This is a genomic window from Leucobacter viscericola (genome assembly GCF_011299575.1).
Classification (GTDB): domain Bacteria; phylum Actinomycetota; class Actinomycetes; order Actinomycetales; family Microbacteriaceae; genus Leucobacter; species Leucobacter viscericola.
This window is the reverse complement of the sequence record NZ_CP049863.1, coordinates 1,894,718-1,910,680: the sequence shown is the minus strand read 5'-3', so window position 1 is coordinate 1,910,680 and position 15,963 is coordinate 1,894,718. Positions and strand designations below refer to the sequence as shown.

At 62.6% G+C, this 15,963-nt stretch carries 15 protein-coding genes; 10 read left to right on the top strand and 5 right to left on the bottom strand.

Features of this window, described 5'->3' with window-relative positions:
- Positions 1–26: 26 nt before the first annotated feature.
- Positions 27–1,421, top strand: a complete 1,395-nt coding sequence (locus G7068_RS08600) for a purine-cytosine permease family protein (protein WP_166291151.1) — start codon at positions 27–29, stop codon at positions 1,419–1,421.
- Between the two features lie 185 nt (positions 1,422–1,606).
- On the opposite strand, the gene G7068_RS08595 is transcribed toward G7068_RS08600, so the two are convergent.
- The gene (locus G7068_RS08595; RefSeq protein ID WP_166291149.1) at positions 1,607–2,164 is read right to left on the bottom strand and encodes a cysteine hydrolase family protein; all 558 of its coding nucleotides are present in this window, start codon (positions 2,162–2,164) and stop codon (positions 1,607–1,609) included.
- 84 nt (positions 2,165–2,248) lie between these two features.
- Between G7068_RS08595 and G7068_RS08590 the strand changes: the two genes are divergently transcribed.
- Positions 2,249–3,196, top strand: a complete 948-nt coding sequence (locus G7068_RS08590; RefSeq protein WP_166291146.1) for a GlxA family transcriptional regulator — start codon at positions 2,249–2,251, stop codon at positions 3,194–3,196.
- Between the two features lie 33 nt (positions 3,197–3,229).
- Here the strand turns inward: G7068_RS08590 and G7068_RS08585 are convergent, their stop codons facing one another.
- Entirely contained in the window at positions 3,230–4,690 is a 1,461-nt protein-coding gene (locus tag G7068_RS08585; protein ID WP_166291144.1) for a helix-turn-helix domain-containing protein, read from the bottom strand.
- A 98-nt stretch (positions 4,691–4,788) separates the two neighbouring features.
- Between G7068_RS08585 and pxpA the strand changes: the two genes are divergently transcribed.
- From pxpA to G7068_RS08560, 5 genes are read left to right on the top strand one after another with little or no spacing between them, the layout of a single operon-like run.
- The gene (gene pxpA / locus G7068_RS08580; RefSeq protein ID WP_166291142.1) at positions 4,789–5,526 is read left to right on the top strand and encodes a 5-oxoprolinase subunit PxpA; all 738 of its coding nucleotides are present in this window, start codon (positions 4,789–4,791) and stop codon (positions 5,524–5,526) included.
- Positions 5,527–5,573: 47 nt separating this feature from the next.
- Positions 5,574–5,810, top strand: coding sequence for an acetyl-CoA carboxylase (locus G7068_RS08575; protein ID WP_166291140.1), 237 nt, complete (start codon positions 5,574–5,576; stop codon positions 5,808–5,810).
- A 44-nt stretch (positions 5,811–5,854) separates the two neighbouring features.
- Positions 5,855–7,210, top strand: coding sequence for an acetyl-CoA carboxylase biotin carboxylase subunit (locus G7068_RS08570; RefSeq protein ID WP_166291138.1), 1,356 nt, complete (start codon positions 5,855–5,857; stop codon positions 7,208–7,210).
- Positions 7,207–8,097 (top strand): 5-oxoprolinase subunit B family protein, encoded by an 891-nt coding sequence (locus G7068_RS08565; RefSeq protein ID WP_166291136.1) that lies wholly within the window; start codon positions 7,207–7,209, stop codon positions 8,095–8,097. Before G7068_RS08570 ends, G7068_RS08565 begins: the two co-directional genes overlap by 4 nt.
- Positions 8,090–9,070 carry a 5-oxoprolinase subunit C family protein gene (locus G7068_RS08560; RefSeq protein ID WP_166291134.1) on the top strand — a complete coding sequence of 327 codons (981 nt, stop codon included), beginning with the start codon at positions 8,090–8,092 and terminating at the stop codon, positions 9,068–9,070. The genes G7068_RS08565 and G7068_RS08560 overlap by 8 nt, the downstream gene beginning before the upstream one ends.
- A 78-nt stretch (positions 9,071–9,148) precedes the next feature.
- Here the strand turns inward: G7068_RS08560 and G7068_RS08555 are convergent, their stop codons facing one another.
- The 3 genes from G7068_RS08555 to G7068_RS08545 form a co-directional block, all read right to left on the bottom strand.
- Complete coding sequence (locus G7068_RS08555; protein WP_166291132.1) at positions 9,149–9,736, bottom strand: hypothetical protein; 588 nt, start codon at positions 9,734–9,736, stop codon at positions 9,149–9,151.
- Positions 9,737–9,833: 97 nt separating this feature from the next.
- Positions 9,834–10,157 (bottom strand): DUF6572 domain-containing protein, encoded by a 324-nt coding sequence (locus tag G7068_RS08550; RefSeq protein ID WP_166291130.1) that lies wholly within the window; start codon positions 10,155–10,157, stop codon positions 9,834–9,836.
- A 10-nt stretch (positions 10,158–10,167) separates the two neighbouring features.
- Positions 10,168–10,731, bottom strand: coding sequence for a hypothetical protein (locus tag G7068_RS08545; protein WP_166291128.1), 564 nt, complete (start codon positions 10,729–10,731; stop codon positions 10,168–10,170).
- 379 nt (positions 10,732–11,110) lie between these two features.
- Between G7068_RS08545 and G7068_RS08540 the strand changes: the two genes are divergently transcribed.
- From G7068_RS08540 to G7068_RS08530, 3 genes are all read left to right on the top strand, one after another.
- Positions 11,111–13,774 carry an RCC1 domain-containing protein gene (locus tag G7068_RS08540; protein ID WP_166291126.1) on the top strand — a complete coding sequence of 888 codons (2,664 nt, stop codon included), beginning with the start codon at positions 11,111–11,113 and terminating at the stop codon, positions 13,772–13,774.
- A gap of 118 nt (positions 13,775–13,892) precedes the next feature.
- The gene (locus G7068_RS08535; protein ID WP_166291123.1) at positions 13,893–15,239 is read left to right on the top strand and encodes an RNA polymerase sigma factor; all 1,347 of its coding nucleotides are present in this window, start codon (positions 13,893–13,895) and stop codon (positions 15,237–15,239) included.
- 149 nt (positions 15,240–15,388) lie between these two features.
- Positions 15,389–15,961 carry an HdeD family acid-resistance protein gene (locus G7068_RS08530; protein WP_166291121.1) on the top strand — a complete coding sequence of 191 codons (573 nt, stop codon included), beginning with the start codon at positions 15,389–15,391 and terminating at the stop codon, positions 15,959–15,961.
- Positions 15,962–15,963: the final 2 nt, after the last annotated feature.

The window sequence follows — 15,963 nt, the reverse complement described above, 5'->3', positions numbered from 1 at the left end:
GCTGGATACCAATGGAGGTACGAACAGTGAGTCTCAATTTAACGGGCAGTAACACGGACGTCGAGGCAACCGACGCTCTGGCCCGCGAAGGCAATGACGAAGACCAAATGAGTCGTGGCAAGCTCACGATGGCCTGGTACGGCACCGCGAGTGCGTTTTTCTTTGTGTACATCGGCGCCGCGATGGCGGTCGCCTACGGCACACTCAACGCCATCATCGGCATCGTGTTGACGATCATCGTGTACGGCCTGATCAACACGGTGCTGTCGCGCTACGCCATTAATAACCGCACCACCGTGGCGCAGTTCTCGCGCACGATTCTTGGCAATGCGGGGTCAGCGATCGCCATGATCATCTTCGCGCTCATCGCGATCTACTACGCCGTGTTCGAGGGCTCGATCGTGGCCTACGCGTTCATGACCGCCTTCGGTGGTGAGATGTGGATGTGGAGCCTGATCGTGGTCATCTACTCGACCCCGCTGATTCTCGGTGGCGTGCGTCGCTTCCTCGACAAGATCAATGGCATCCTCATGCCGATCTACTTCTTCGGTCTCGTCGCGGCAGTCATCTGGGCCGGTGTGCAGTACGGGTTCAGTGACGCGTGGCTGACGCAGGCTCCGGATCTGCCACTGCCTCTCGCCATGGGCGGACCCGGCTGGCTGGCAACGTTCGCGGGCTACATGGGCGTGTGGATCATGATGATGTTCACCATGGACTTCGCCTCACTCGGCAAGCGCAAGGACATCAAGTACCACCAGCGCGTCACGTTCGGGCCGCTGTTCTACGTGCTCGCCTACGGTTTCGCTGCGTTCGTCGGCATCTTCCTGACCTTCACCATCCCCGGAATCGACGCCTCCGAGACCGGACTTGCGGGCGGCCTCGTAAGCCTGATGGGTGTCTTCGGCCTGATCGTCGTGATCGCCACCCAGACCCGCATCAACACCGCGAACTACTACCTGGGCGCCGCGAACCTGCGGGCCTTTGGTGAGAAGGTGTTCCGCATCAATATGCCGAACGTCGCCTGGGTGATCCTGTCTTCGGTGATCATCTACCTCTTCATGCTGTTGCCCGTGGTGCAGTACCTGCTGATCGCCCTCGCCTGGCAGGGTGTGCTGGTCACCGCCTGGGTTGCGATCGCGCTGACCCACATTCTGCTCGACAAGTGGCGCAACGAGGAGCACGCCGCGATTGGCGATCAGCACTACAAGACCTTCAACGGCAACGGCCTGACCGCCTGGATCGTGGGTACCGCCATCGGCATCGTCATGCTGCAGCTCGGCACGATCAATCCCGACCTCGCCGGTGTGGGGGCGACCTGGGGTCCGATTCTCACCGCGGTGTCTGCTGCGCTGGTCTACGGCATCCTCTGGAAGACGAACCCGGTGAGCCGCACCGGACTCATCAAGGTGGTGGGGGTCTAGCGAGGCTGCGGGTCGGGCGCTCCCGCCGCGCCCGCGCCCGCGCCCGGGCCCCCGACTCCCGCCCCTGGCTCCCGCCCCAATCGCCCAATCGAGTGTTGCCATATTGCTAGTTGAGCGTGCTCCAACCCGCAATATGGCAACACTCGATTGGGCGATTGGGGCGGCAAACGCGCGGCCCGTGCCCGCTACACCAGCTCGTCGGTGCTCACGACCTTTGCGAAGCGGCCGCCGTGCAGGCTGGTTGCTGTTGCGCGGGTGAGGTCATCGGCGCTGAGCACGGTGCCATCGGGGCCCGTAAGGTCGAAGGTGTGACACGCGTCAAGCGCCACGATTGTGTCGTAACCGAGGTTGCCCGCCATGCGCGCGGTCGTCTCGACGCACATGTTGGTCTGGATACCGCAGAGCACGAGCTGCGAAATGCCGGCTTCGGCGAGCCAGGCGGCCAGGTCAGGGGTCCCGTAGAACGAGGAATTCACTGACTTGGTGATCGCCAGTGCGGGCTCGACGCTGGTCAGAAACGGCTTGAGACTGTTTCCCTTCCGTTCGGCATTGAGCGGGGAATCGGGGTGTGCAGAGTTGTGGCGAACCATCACGATCGGGCGACCCGCGGCTTGCCACACGGTAACCAATCGGGCGATGTTTTGCTCAGCCTCGGGGTTGTTGCGTGCGCCCCAGAAAGCGGAGTCGTCGAACCCCTGCTGTACGTCGATAACGATCAGTGCTGCGTTTGATGAAATGGCCATGGCATAAGTTTGCTCGCGAAGCGCAGGTGCGCGTGAGTGGCAGATACGCAACATTGCGATGGAAACCCGCCATACACTGTTACCGTGCTCAATGTTGCCCTGCTGCTGTTACCCAATGCGCGAGTCTTTGACGTTGCCGTGATGACCGAGACCTGGCAGACAGAGCGACTATCGTCACCGCCGCTCGCGATCCGAGTCCGCCACTGCGCGGCCAAGCCGGGTGCCGTCAAACTCGGAGACAACGCAACCATGGTCGCAGGCGAAGACCTGGAGTGGTTACAGAATGCAGACGTAGTTCTCGTTCCCGGGCTCAGCAGCCTTGAGGAGTTACCGAGCCGAAATTATCTCAAGGCGCTAGCGCACGCCCATAGAGCAGGGGCAACCATCGCCTCACTCTGCTCGGGTGCCTTTGTGCTTGCAGCGGCGGGGCTGCTCGACGGAAAGCGCGCCACAACACACTGGGCACTCGCGCCCCAACTTGCCGCCCGCTTTCCGAACGTGACCGTCGCGAGTGACGAGTTATTCATAGGGCAGGATCGAGTCTGGACCTCAGCCGGTGTCGCCGCGGGCATCGACCTGAGTATCCATCTGATTCGCGAGCTGCTCGGGCCGACGGCAGCCACAAACATCGCCCGCTCAATGGTTTCAGCGCCAAACCGCGCGGGCGGTCAGGCTCAGTTCTTGCGGGCTCCTGTGCGAGCGGCAGCCGGGATCGGCACCGCGCTCGGAATCGCCCAGGCTGCGGTCGAAGAGCACCCCGATTACAACTGGAGCGTCGCCGATCTCGCCGCCCGTGCTCACCTGGCAGAGCGTACGTTCGTGCGGCACTTCGCAGACGAAACGGGCACGACCCCGCACCGTTGGCTCACCGAGTCGCGCATTGATCGTGCATCCGCGCTCTTGGAGCAGGGGGCGTCGGTCTCCGAAGCAGCGACCGCAGTCGGGTACGGGTCCGTCGTGACGTTCCGGCAGCGCTTTCGAGAGCTGCGCAAGGTCTCGCCGTCGCAATACCGGGCGGCGTTCGGGGAGTGATGCCCTCTGCTCCAGGGGCATTGAGATGAGAGCCTAGTAAGGCTCCAACTCCACCAACCGCAGTGCCATCAGGCAGGTCGCCCGGCCGTCGAGGGTGTCGAGCGAAATGCCGAGCAACTCTTGAATGCGGCGCAGCCGGTAGCTCAGCGAGTTGCGGTGAATGAACAGTTCGTCGCAGGTGCGTGAGGGCTGGGCGTCGTTGCGCAACCAGGTGCGCAGGGTCGGCAGCAGCTCGGTGGTGCGCTGCTCATCGTGTTCGACCAGAGGAGCGAGAAAGCGCTCGGCCGACTCGCGCGCACCGCGACCGGCGGCCGCCGCGACGACCGCGCTCAAGCCGAGCACCGGCGCCAGCACGGGCCGCGTGACGTGGTGGATCAGGTCGAGCGCGTGCACGAGCGCGATGCGCAACTCGTCGATCGTGTGAGTCGGACCGCGCAGCACCAGCGGCAGCTCGGGGCGGATCGCGAGGATCCTGTCGACCGTCTCATCGAACTCCTCGCGCGGAAACTGCGCCAGCGCGATGAGCTGATCGTCGAGCTCGGCCACGCGCACGTCGTGAAACGTGTCGTGCAGGGCGACCCGCAGCTTCCACGCCGCCGCCGCGTGGTCGCCGCTCATGTCGGCAACGAGCAGTGTGGTCTCTGCCCGCCGGCTCAGCCCGAGCTCGTGGAAGGCGTTGGCGACGTCGCTGCGGGTCGACTCAGACCAGGCGACGCAGCGGTTGACGAAGCGCAGCATGTCTTGGTGGCTGCTCGCGTCGACCGCGACGGAGCGGTTGAGTTGCAGGGCGAGGATCGACGTCACCGGAGCAAGAAGCGCCTCGTACTCGCTCGACAGGCCGTACAGGCGAACGGCGAGCTGACACGGATTGCTGAGCCCCATGGGCAGCGGCACGGTAAGTACGTCGGGCTGGGTGGAGTACGCGGATCCTGTGCGCCACGTCACCGACTCCGGGTACTGTGCGATCAGCGATCCGAATGCGTCGTACACCGCAATCGGCGACTGGATCGCGGCATAGATGGCGGCGAGCAGCGTCGAGACCTCGGCGCCCTGGCTGGCGAGTCGGGCGCACTCGTCGGCGAGCGACCAGCCGAGATCAAGCCGCGCGATCTGCTCCGCCCGCAGCATGTTCTCGACGTGCTGGTCGATCTTCAACAGCGGCACCGTCGTTGGCACCTCGAGCAGCGGCAGGTCGTGGGTGGTGCACGCCGCGACGAGGCCCTTCGGCAGCGTCGCGTGTGCGGTACCGATGGCGAAGGCGAGCGCTGAAACGGGCACGCGTGTGAGTCGTTCGACGTAACCGTCCCAGATGCTCTGCTCGGTGAAGTTCATGCCGATGCCCGAGGTCAGCAGCAGCACGTTGGCGTCGAGAAAGGGGGTGGGATCGAGGTGCTCCGTGGGGGCGCAGCGCACGATTTCCTGGCTGAGTCGCTTGGTGCCCGACGGGGTTTCCAGGCGCAGCTGCAGCGAGTGTTCCGTCAGTAAATCAGCCACTCGCATCGTTGCTCCTCTGGCATCTGCACAAACTCAAATTCAAAATTCTTGCATCTGCATAATAACCTTGCTCAGCTACTCCGCGTAACTTTGACCCTATGACTGCACAGCGTCGTGATGATATTTCAGTGAACTCAGATATGGGCGAGGCCCTCGGCCTCCACACCTTCGGCAACGATCCCGCACTTATGCCGGTGATCGACGTTGCTAACGTGGCCTGCGGCTTCCACTCCGGTGATCCCGAAGCCATGGACACCACCGTTGCCCTCGCGAAGCAGCACGGTGTGAGCGTTGGTGCGCACCCCGGGCTGCCCGATCTCGTCGGCTTCGGGCGCCGCGAGATGAAGCTCACCCCGAGTGAGGTCGAGAGCCTCATCCGCTACCAGGTGGGAGCCCTCAGCGGCTTTCTCACAAAGCACGACGTGCCGCTCAGCCATATCAAACCCCACGGTTCGCTCTACGGCATGCTCGCCCGCGACGAAGAACTGATGCTCGGCGCCGTCAAGGTCGCGCGCGACTATGGTGTGCCCGTGTTTGGCCTTGCCGGAACCGCCCACCAGCGCGTCGCCGAGCGCGAGGGCGTCGAGTTTGTTGGCGAGCTGTACGTCGACCTCAACTACAACTCCGAGGGTGGCCTGATCATTCTGCGCCAGCCCCACGAGACCGACCCTGCAGCCGCCGCCGAGCGCACGCGCCGCGCACTCGAGACCGGCACGATCCTCTCCGTCGACGGCACCGAGCTCGCCATCGACTTCGGCAGCATCTGCGTGCACTCCGACACCGCCAACTCGGTTGAGGTCGCGACCGCGGTACGCGCGGTTGTCGACGGCCGATAAGCCCCAACACTTACCAAACACAAGAACACCCACAGAAAGAATTACCAATGAGCACTCAGATCATCGCCCCCGTTCCGGGAATCTTCTACCGCCGCCCCGCCCCCGACAAGGCTCCCTTTGTTGAGGCGGGCGACGCGGTCGAGGCGGGCCAGACCATCGGGGTTATCGAGATCATGAAGCAGTTCACCGAGGTGCGCAGTGAGGCCGCCGGTGTGCTCGAGTCCTTCGCCGTTGAAGACTTCGGGATGGTCGGCCCCGGCGACGTTATCGCCACGATCAACTAGCTCTCGCCGCCTGAACCGCGCTGACTGAACCGAAGGACACCACCTTGAAGAAACTGCTGATCGCCAACCGCGGTGAGATTGCTGTGCGCATCATTCGCACCGCCCGCGAGATGGGCATCGCCACCGTCGCCGTTGTGAGCGAGGCCGACCGCGACTCCAACGCCGCGAAGTACGCCGACGAGTCCGTGGTCATTGGGCCAGCCCCCGCGGGGCTGAGCTACCTGAACCACGAGGCGATCCTCGATGCCGCCGCAACAACCGGCGCCGACGCGATCCACCCCGGCTACGGCTTCCTCTCTGAAAACGCCGAGTTCGCGCGCAAGGTGCAGGCCGCCGGTCTCACCTGGGTGGGTCCGAGCCCCGATGCCATCGACCTGATGGGCGACAAGTCGCGGGCCAGGCAGGCCGCGATCGACGCGGGTGTGCCGGTGCTCAAGGGCACCGAGGGTGCACTCGACAGTGCGGGCGACATCGAGGCAATCGCGGTAGAGATCGGTTACCCGCTCGTGGTCAAGGCCTCGGCTGGCGGCGGCGGTCGCGGCATTCGCCGCATCAACTCGGTCGAGGATCTGCGCAGCACCGTCGAGGTCGCGCAGGCCGAGGCGCTGGCAGCGTTCAACTCGAGCGATGTGTATTTCGAGCGCTTCGTGACGCAGGCCCGCCACGTTGAAGTGCAGGTGTTTGGCGACGGCGAGACCTGGGTGCACCTGGGCGACCGCGACTGCTCACTGCAGCGTCGCCAGCAGAAGGTCATCGAAGAGGCCCCGGCTCCCGGGCTGCCCGACGCCCTTCGCGAGCAGATGCGGCAGACCTCGGTTGAGCTGGCGCGGCACTCGAAGTACGTCGGCGCAGGCACCGTCGAGTTTCTCTACGACCCCGTGCGCCAGGAGATCGCGTTCATCGAGATGAATACGCGCCTGCAGGTGGAGCACCCGATCAGCGAGGCCATCACTGGCATCGACCTGGTGCGCGAGCAGCTGCGCGTTGCGGCGGGGGAGAAGCTCGGCTACACGCAGGCCGACGTGCGCTTCGAGGGGCACGCATTTGAGTTCCGCATTAACGCGGAAGACCCCGACAACAACTTCATGCCGAGCCCCGGCCGCATCGAAACGCTCGAACTCGCGGGTGGCCCCGGTGTGCGCACCGACTTCGGCTTCAGCGCGGGCCAGACGGTCATGCCGTTCTACGACTCGCTGCTGGGCAAACTGATCGTGTGGGACACGGATCGGGATCGCGCCCTCGCCCGGGCAGCACGCGCCCTCGAAGAGACGGAGATCGATGGGATCAAGACCACGGTTCCGCTGATGCGTCGCCTCATCGCGCTCGAAGACTTCGCCGCGGCGAAGCACCACACGACCTACCTTGAGACCGTTCCCGGACTGTTTGGAGCACTCGTATGACCCTCTCAGAACACGCCCGCTACAGCTGGGGCGGTGACGAGTTTCTGCTCGTCGAGATCGCACCCGACATGTCGCTCGAGGCAAACTTCGTGGCCAACGCGATGGCCGCGGGGCTTGAGGATCGGGCACTTGACGGTGTCGTCGACATCTGCCCCGCCAACGCTTCGCTGCTGGTGCGCTTTGATCCTGACGTCTTGAGCCACGGCGAGCTCGAGCGCATCGTGCGCGAGCTTGAGGCCGAGGTGAAGAAGGCCGCGGTGCAGGAGCTGCAGACCCGCATCATTGAGGTGCCGGTCTGGTACGACGATCCCTTCACGAGCGAGACTGAGCAGCGGTTCCGCGAGGGCTACCACCAGCGCCCCGAGGGCACCGACCTCGACTACAGCGCCGAGGTGAACGGCCTCGCCAATGCGGAGGAGTTCATTCGCCGTCACCACGAGACGCCCTGGCTTGTCTCGATGGTCGGCTTCGTTGCGGGTCTGCCCTTCCTGTTCCAGCTCACCCCGCGCGAGCGCCAGCTCGAGGTGCCGAAGTACCTGAGCCCGCGCACCGATACGCCACCGCTGACGGTCGGTATCGGTGGCTGCTTCACCGCGCACTACTCGGTGCGTGGTGCCGGTGGCTACCAGATGCTCGGTATCGCGCCGGCACCGATCTTTGACCCTGAGCAAAAGCTCGCCGACTTCGCCGACTTCATGGTGCTGTTTCGCACGGGCGACATCGTCAAGTACCGCCCGGTCGATGAGGCCGAGTACAAGGCGATCCAGGCCGAGGTCGAGGCGGGCACCTACCGCTACAAGCAGGCCCCCGTGCGCTTCAGCCTCGCCGAGGCGCTCGCCGATCCCGATGCCTACAACCGCTCACTCTTGGAGGCGCTAGATGCCTGAAACAAAAGCTTCGCTTGAGATTCTCACCCCCGGCCTCGCCACGACCGTGCAGGATCGCGGACGCTTCGGCTACTACCGCTTCGGCATTCCGCAGGGCGGCGCGATGGATCAGTACGCCGCCGCTCTCGGCAACCGGCTCGTGGGCAACACCGAGGCCGAAGCCGTGCTTGAGTGCACCTATCTCGGACCAAAGTTGAAGACCGATGCAGCTGTGGTTATCGCGGTCACGGGAGCCCCGGTTGACGTGCTCGTCAACGGGGCTCCGGTCGCGCAGAACTCCAGGATCGCGCTCGCCGCTGGCGACGAACTCTCTTTTGGCGTGATCAAGGGTGGCACCAAGTTCTTCATCGCCGTCGCCGGTGGTATCGACGTGCCAGAGGTTCTCGGATCCCGCTCGACCTACCCCATCGGCAAGATGGGTGGCTTTGAGGGCCGCGCGCTGCAGATCGGTGACGTGCTGCCGGTGGGGCGTCCGCTCGCCGGGGCGCTGCCCGTTCTCGAGACGATCCCAGAAGACCTGCTGCCCAGCTACGACCGCGAGGTTGCGGTGCGCATCATGGTCGGCCTGTACGATCACAAGCTCACCTCCGAGGGTCTCACCAACCTCACCGAGGCCGAGTGGACTCTGACGCCGGTCGCCGACCGCATGGGTCTGCGCTTCGATGGCCCGGGTGCTCCCTGGAAAGAAGAGGAGCAGCCGTTTGGTGCGGGGCAGGATCCCTCGAACATCACCGACGCGGGCTACCCCGTTGGCTCGATCCAGATTCCCGGCGGCACGCAGCCCATCGTGCTGCACTGCGACGCGGTCTCGGGTGGAGGCTACGCGCAGGCGGCCACCGTGATCAGCGCGGACATGGACCTCTTCGCCCGCATGGCACCCGGCACGAAGGTGCGTTTTGTGCCCGTGACCATGGAGGAAGCGCTTCAGGCACGCGCGGAGCGTCGTGCGCGATTCGAGCGGGTCTGGTCGTAGTGCTGACGGCTATGGCATAACACGGCAGGCCCGGTTGACTTCACTTGTCGGCCGGGCCTGTTGCTGTTGAGCGAGGTGCTACGAGAGGGGTTGTTGCGCCGGCGGAGTGCCACCAACGTTGGGCAGCTGCCGCAGCTCGGCGACTGAGACGTGTGGCATAAGACTGCTCAGAAACGCCTCAAGCTGTGTCGCGGGCGCGTTGAAGCGGGTGATGGGAACCACGGTGACGAACGTCGTAAACCTCACGAGTGCCAGGTGTCCAACCGTTGTGTAGCCGACAGCTTGTGCCCAAGGGGCTTGAAGGAGCGTAGAGGACTCACCCGGACGTGCTGGGTGTGTCTCGACGTACTCGGTTGCGCTGATTGAGTATGCAACCGTGTCAGCCTCCCATGACCGTTGTTCTCGACTCAGCAGCCACACTCTTGAAACCATCGTTATGGATTGGCACAGGATCAGAAACAGCGCGAGCACGGCAAGTCCGATCACCGCATCCCAGAGGAGCCCGATGATCAAGACCGCCCACAGCGTAGCGGCGAGGATCACGTTGAAGCGTGCCGAGGGGATCGTTCGGGTTCGGAAGTACTTTCCTATCAGCGCGCGCGACGCCCAAAACTCGGGCTTTGCGAAGCTCTGGAACGCTTCAGAATCCTGTATGGAATGACTCACGTCTCCATTTTGAACCCAGCCGCTGAGATGCGCGCTCAGCTGAGGGGGAAACCCGGCGGAGGCTGCATCGGTCAGAGCGAGTCAGTGCGGCCTTCGGTCATGAACGCTCAATGGTTGTGTTCAGCGCCCGGGCTGTTTCTCTCGCAACCGCAAGAAATTTGGTGCAGGCCGCAGTTGGCTCGTGCTGGAATGCGACCTCGATCACAAATCGCTCGAAGTGTCGTTCGGGGAAATTCTGCTCAAATTGACGGGACTCGATGTAACCGAGGTAGGCATTGATCTTGTTCTGCAGGAGCTCTAGGTGCTCGTATTCAAAATCTTCAAAGCCGTCCCAGGGCAAGTGATCGGTGATCAACAGTCGCAGTTCGCCTTGCGAGCCGATCCCAGCACCATCAATCACATCTGGTTCAGCCACGCTCATGCGGGCAAGTTTAGTCTTCGGTGTTGCGAGTCCAGATGTGGAGGTCTTCATCGAGTGCAACGAGAGTGTTTCCGGACCAAGAGAAACCGAACTGGCGAATGAATCCGCGAAGTACAATGGTGCAGCCCTGTGAATGCTGGGGGACCAGATATCGCTGCCAGGGAGGGTTAAACACGAGATGCCCCGCGGGCCAGCTGGGCCAGGCCATTTCGACTGATTCACCCCGAGGGGTGCCCGTCGGCAACCCGCCGCCGGCGAGGCCAGCGACCTGCACCCGGTGCCCCTCGAGCACATCGAAACCGCGGCAGGTGAGTGACGATTCGTCGATGTCCCCCTCCTCAACTGGGCGGCGAGCGAGAATCGACCCGTCACGCGTATCAATGAGCGACTTCTCGTCGCTGGATACAAGAAGCAGGATGTCGCTTGTGTGGGTGAATCCCAGATACTCCGCGTTGCCAACCGTGAGCGCTCGGTAGCTCCATCCCGGCACGGACTCAGCGACCGGCAGAGCATCCACCTGCTCAGCAAGGCGTTGTCTGTGCTGCAAGAACTGCGGAGAAGAGAAGTAGTCCACGCGATCAGCATATGACAGTGAAAAGTTTTTCGATTGTGAGAGAGAGATTTCGCCTCCGCTCACATCTCTATAAGTGCGGCGCTCAGCTCTGCGAAAAGTAACCCCGTGCAGAGGAGATCCCCCCACTGGGCGCCGCACCCAGCACTTTCCCTAGGTTCTCGGGGGAAATCCCACAGTTCACAACTCACACTAAATAGAGATGGAGGTCACATTGTCTGATCTTTCATTACAAAAAATCAACAGAAGGAACCGCTTCATTTTGAAACACGGCCAACGCCAGAACGTTCGACCGCGCTCCAGAAATCACTTTCTTTCAGCACTGAAACGTGCTTCCGCCGCATTCGTTGCGACCGCCGTCGTTGCCGGTGCCGCTGTCACTGTGACGACGCTCCCGGCCCAGGCAGACGTCGAGACGTTTGCGAGCCCCCGGTTTGTCTCACAAGCCAGCTCAAACGAGCAAATCTCGCTGCTCGACGATTCCGGCAACATCTATCGCTGGGGTTTCAACGATGAGGGCGGCCTGGGAACTGGCGATACCTCACGTCTCTACACCCCGACTCTGCTCACAAACCTTCCTCCCCTCGCTAGCGGCGACAAGGTAGCAAGTGTTGCGAGCGGCACCATGGGCAGCCTCGCTGTCACCGAGACTGGCCGCGTCTTCACCTGGGGCCGCGCGACTCCAAACGGAGGATCCCTGGTGCCTGTTGAGGTAACCAGCTTTCCTGGCCTTCCCGCGGGCGACAAAATCGTTCAGCTTACGTCGGGCAACATGCACTCCGCTGCAATCAGTGAGACTGGCCAGCTCTTTACCTGGGGCTCCGGATCAAACGGAGTACTTGGTACCAATAACCAAACCACGCAGAACAGCCCGGTCAACGTGACCTCTCACGTGCCGCTCGCCGCCGGTGAGAAAATTGTGCACGTCGAAGCCACGCTTGGCAACACTATGGTGCTGACCAGCCTCGGCAAGGTATACATCTGGGGCGTCGGCAACTGGGGCCAGCTTGGCAACGGTGGCACCGGTAATTCATGGGACGCAGTTTCTCCCGCGGGCCTTCCCGCTGGCGATCCCGTGGTGCAGTTGGTTGGCCACTCAGCAACCATGTTTGCCCTCACCCAGTCGGGTCGCGTGTTCTCGTGGGGCAGCAGCTCCAGCGGTGAACTAGGCACTGGCTCAACGGCACTCGGTTTGTCTGCTGCAGAGGTCACCGACTTCCCGGGACTTCCGGCCGGCGACAAGATCGTTCAGATCGAGTCGGGTCAGTACAGTGAAGTCGCGCTCAGCGCGAGCGGCATTGTTTACACCTGGGGCTACGCCCGCTATGGTCGACTCGGCAACGGTGCGATTGATACGAGCAAGCAGCTCACGCCGTTCCGGGTGCCCGATGTGCCGAGCATGATCCCTGGCGATCGCGTTGTAAACGTTGCCGTCGGTGGCGCCTTGACCTCCCTGATTACTGAGTCCGGCTCGGTCTTCGCAATGGGCTACTACGTCGGCACCGGTGCACTTGAAGCGCACGCAGAGCCGACCGCCATCGAGATCGCACAGTTGACCGGCTCAGTTGCCGTGGCCGGCCGCGCCATCGTTACAGGCACGCTGACCGCCGAGCCCTCGGCCGCTGCGGGCGACTGGAACCCGGCAGTGCAGTTTTCGTATCAGTGGCTTCGCGACGGTGTCGCAATCACCGGCGCAACCGCAAAGACCTACACGCCTGTCGCGGCTGACGCGGGCAAGGCAATCACCGTTGAGCTGACCGGTGCAGCACCGAACTACAAGGCAGCGACCGTTACCTCTGCTCCGGTGACACCTGAGGCGGGCACGGCTCCGAAGATTACCTCGAGTGACCTCGTAAAGGTTGAGGTCGGCAAGAAGCTCAGCCACCAGGTCACCGCGACCGGTGATCCTGTTCCCTCGACCTTCACGGTGACGGGCACACTGCCCGCTGGCGTGACGATGAACGCGAACGGTCTCATCACCGGTACGCCGACGGCTGCGGGTAACTACAAGGTCACCGTGAAGGTGTCGAACGGGATCGAACCCGACGCAACCCAGGCACTGACTATTCAGGTGGCCAAGAGCGATGTAAAGCCGCCCGTGCCCTGCGCGACGCCTCGTAAGGTGGCGGTATTCGCAGACGCACCGTTGACCCAGAAGTTCTACAAAGAGATCGACTGGATGCACTGCATGGGTTACTCGACGGGTTGGAGGCAGCCCGCGGGCAAGCCGCTCTACAAGCCGAAGGATCAGCTTTCACGTGAGGCGATGGCTGCGTTCATCTTCCGCATGAAGGCTCCGAAGAGCTATGTGGCACCCAAGGTCTCGCCGTTTGCCGACGTGAAGCCTGGCGATCCGTTCTACCGCGAGATCTCGTGGATGCACGACGCGAAGCTGTCCACCGGTTGGACAAGGCCTGGCGCAAAGCCGGTCTACAAGCCGAAGGACTCACTCTCACGTGAGGCGATGGCAGCGTTCATCTTCCGTCTGCAGGGCACAACCGACAAGAAGGTTGCAAGCTACAAGGCTCCGAAGGTGTCTCCGTTTGCCGACATGAAGTCGAGCGACAAGTTCTACCGCGAGGTGTCTTGGATGTGGGATGCGAAGCTGTCGACCGGCAACAAGACTGCCGCTGGCAAGGAGTACTGGCCGAAGGACTCGCTGTCTCGCGAGGCGATGGCGGCATTCATCTACCGCTTCCAGATGGGCCTCAACGCTCCCGCCGCAACGGGTGCCACTGAGAAGGCCGCGGTGAACACCACCGAGGTGGCCACTGACCCCGCCGTGCAGACGGTGAAGGTTGACACACGCCGCGGGTACACTCTGAGCCTCACACCCCTCGGCGACACCACTCTGCAGAACCCGCAGGCGCTGTCTGAAGCGAGCTTCACTCAGCCGGAGGAGGGAACTGTGGCACTGGGGAGCAACAACGAGCTCCAGGTCAAGATCCCGAACTCGGGTGCGAAGCAGCTGAGCTTTGACGTGACCGTCACTGCTCAGGATGGCGAGAAAGAAACTGTGAGGTACGTACTCACGATCGCTGGCTAACCGTAGCGAAATGGAAGGTTGGGTGGGCTCCGCGGGGGCCCACCCAACAACTATGTTTTCTTAGTGTAAAAAGCGATAGATTCGAAGAATCGCAAGGGGTTCCGGGGGGAAAGCTCTTATGGTCGATGACAGATTGGCTGCACGAGACAGTCAAAGCGACGCCGAATTGACGGACGCCTATCGCAACGGCGACGAACAAGCGGCGGCAGAGCTGTACCGCAGGTACTATCTCAAGCTGCTGCGCGGGGTTGCAACCAAGCTCCCCTCTATGGAGATCGCAGAAGACTGCGTGGGCGAGGCGTTCTTAAACGTACTCGAAATCATTCGACGCGGAAGCGGTCCGACCTCAAACTTCTACGGTTATCTGCGCAGCGCCGTCGTGCGTGAGAGCGCCAAGTATTTTCGCGACCGTGAAACTGGGCCCAGCCTTGACGAGGCCACCGAGGACGGCGGCAGGCAGCTTGCCGTAGACGACGACGTGTCGCACATCGAGGAGAGCCTGTTGCAACCGGCGCTTCGATCCCTGCCGAAAAAATGGCGCGATCTCGTCACGCTCCGTTACGTCGAGAATCTCAAACCGGCGCAGATTGCGACCATGCTCGACACCGAGGCCCCGGCGCTGCACAAAATGCTGTATCGGGCCAAAAATGGCCTGCGCGACGAGTATCTGAAGCAGGTAGCCCTCAGTCGGAGCAGCAAGGACTGCCGCGAACACGCAACCGACCTGACAGCTCTTGCTACCTCGGCAAGCGAACCGGTGCCGGGCAGCGGCCTGGAGATACATCTTCTGACCTGCGTTGAGTGCCAGGCGACGCTGGCGGAGATCAAACATCAGTCTCGCCGGGTGAGCCCGGAGGCCCTCGGGCTCGGATTGCTCGTGGGTGGTGTTGTGGCAGGATCAACGCTCGCGCTTGGTGGCGGGAGCAGCAAAGCGAGCGCCCTGACCGAATCATCGGCGACGAAAGCAGCAACCACAACCGCCGGTGGGACGGCAGCTCGCTCGTCTACAGTGCTCGAGACTCTCGCTTCGACCGGCAAGGTTGCCTCAGTCGGCGGGATGTTTCAGACGTTAGGATCAGCCGGAACAATCGCGATCGGGGCCCTTCTCGTCGCGAGTCTGGCTGGTGCGGGGCTGGTCTACGCCTCAAGCGTTTCGCAGTCGGGCCAGACGGCGGACGGCTCAACTGCTGTGCAGCCGGAGACTCAGGGCAAAGCTGCGACACAGACGGTGCGCACCGACGACGGCGACTGTGAACTCAACATGACGATTGACAACGGAACCCTCATCGTTGATGCGGCCGTGCACTCCGGGAAGTGCTGGTTCACCTACAACCGCGTGGGAGATGAACCGCGAGGCGAACAGCGGGTCTCGACCGGCTGGATGATCGTTACTCGGGTGTCCGGGGATTACGACTTTGTCTTGCGAAGCACAAAGAGCGAAAAACGGGGAACAATCACGCTGTAATACTTGCCCAAGAGCGCGGGGCGAGCGCCGTCAAAAGTAATTGGTCCTAAAAAGGTGATGGCGCTCGCGTGCTAAATGCAGCATTATGAGGGTATGCGGTTGTGTCGGGGAGACACAGCAGAACGCACAGTCACGAAGGAGAGCCAATTATGAGCACTCAAGAAGCTAATGTCACCAACCGTGCGAGCGACGGGATGCGCATCGCGTTTGGGGTCGGAGGCCTCATCGCTGTTGTGCTTGGTCTGCTTGTCCTGTTTTTCCCGGTGAAGTCGGGCGCGGTCGTCCTGCAGATTGTCGCCGCGATCATCGCCGCTTACGCGCTGGTGATGGGTGTGGTTTACATCGGTTCCGCGATCTTCAGCCGGACCCTCGGTGGCTGGGCTCGTACCGGTCACATCCTGCTGGGCCTGCTGTACATCATCGGTGGCATCATCATGATGGTGAACCTCGGCGCAACCGCCGCGGTTCTCACGGTCTTCCTGACAGTGATCATCGGTGTGCTGTGGCTGTTTGAAGGCATCATGGCGTTCACAACGGTCAGCCAGAGCAACAACAAGGTGTGGACGGTTATCTACGGCATCATCAGCGTGATCGCCGGTCTGGTATTGATGTTCTCGCCGCTCATGGGTGCGATCACCCTGTGGATCCTGCTCGGCATCTCCATGGTCGTGCTGGGCATCGTGCAGGTGGTGCGTGCATTCAGCATGAAGTCTGTGGCATAACG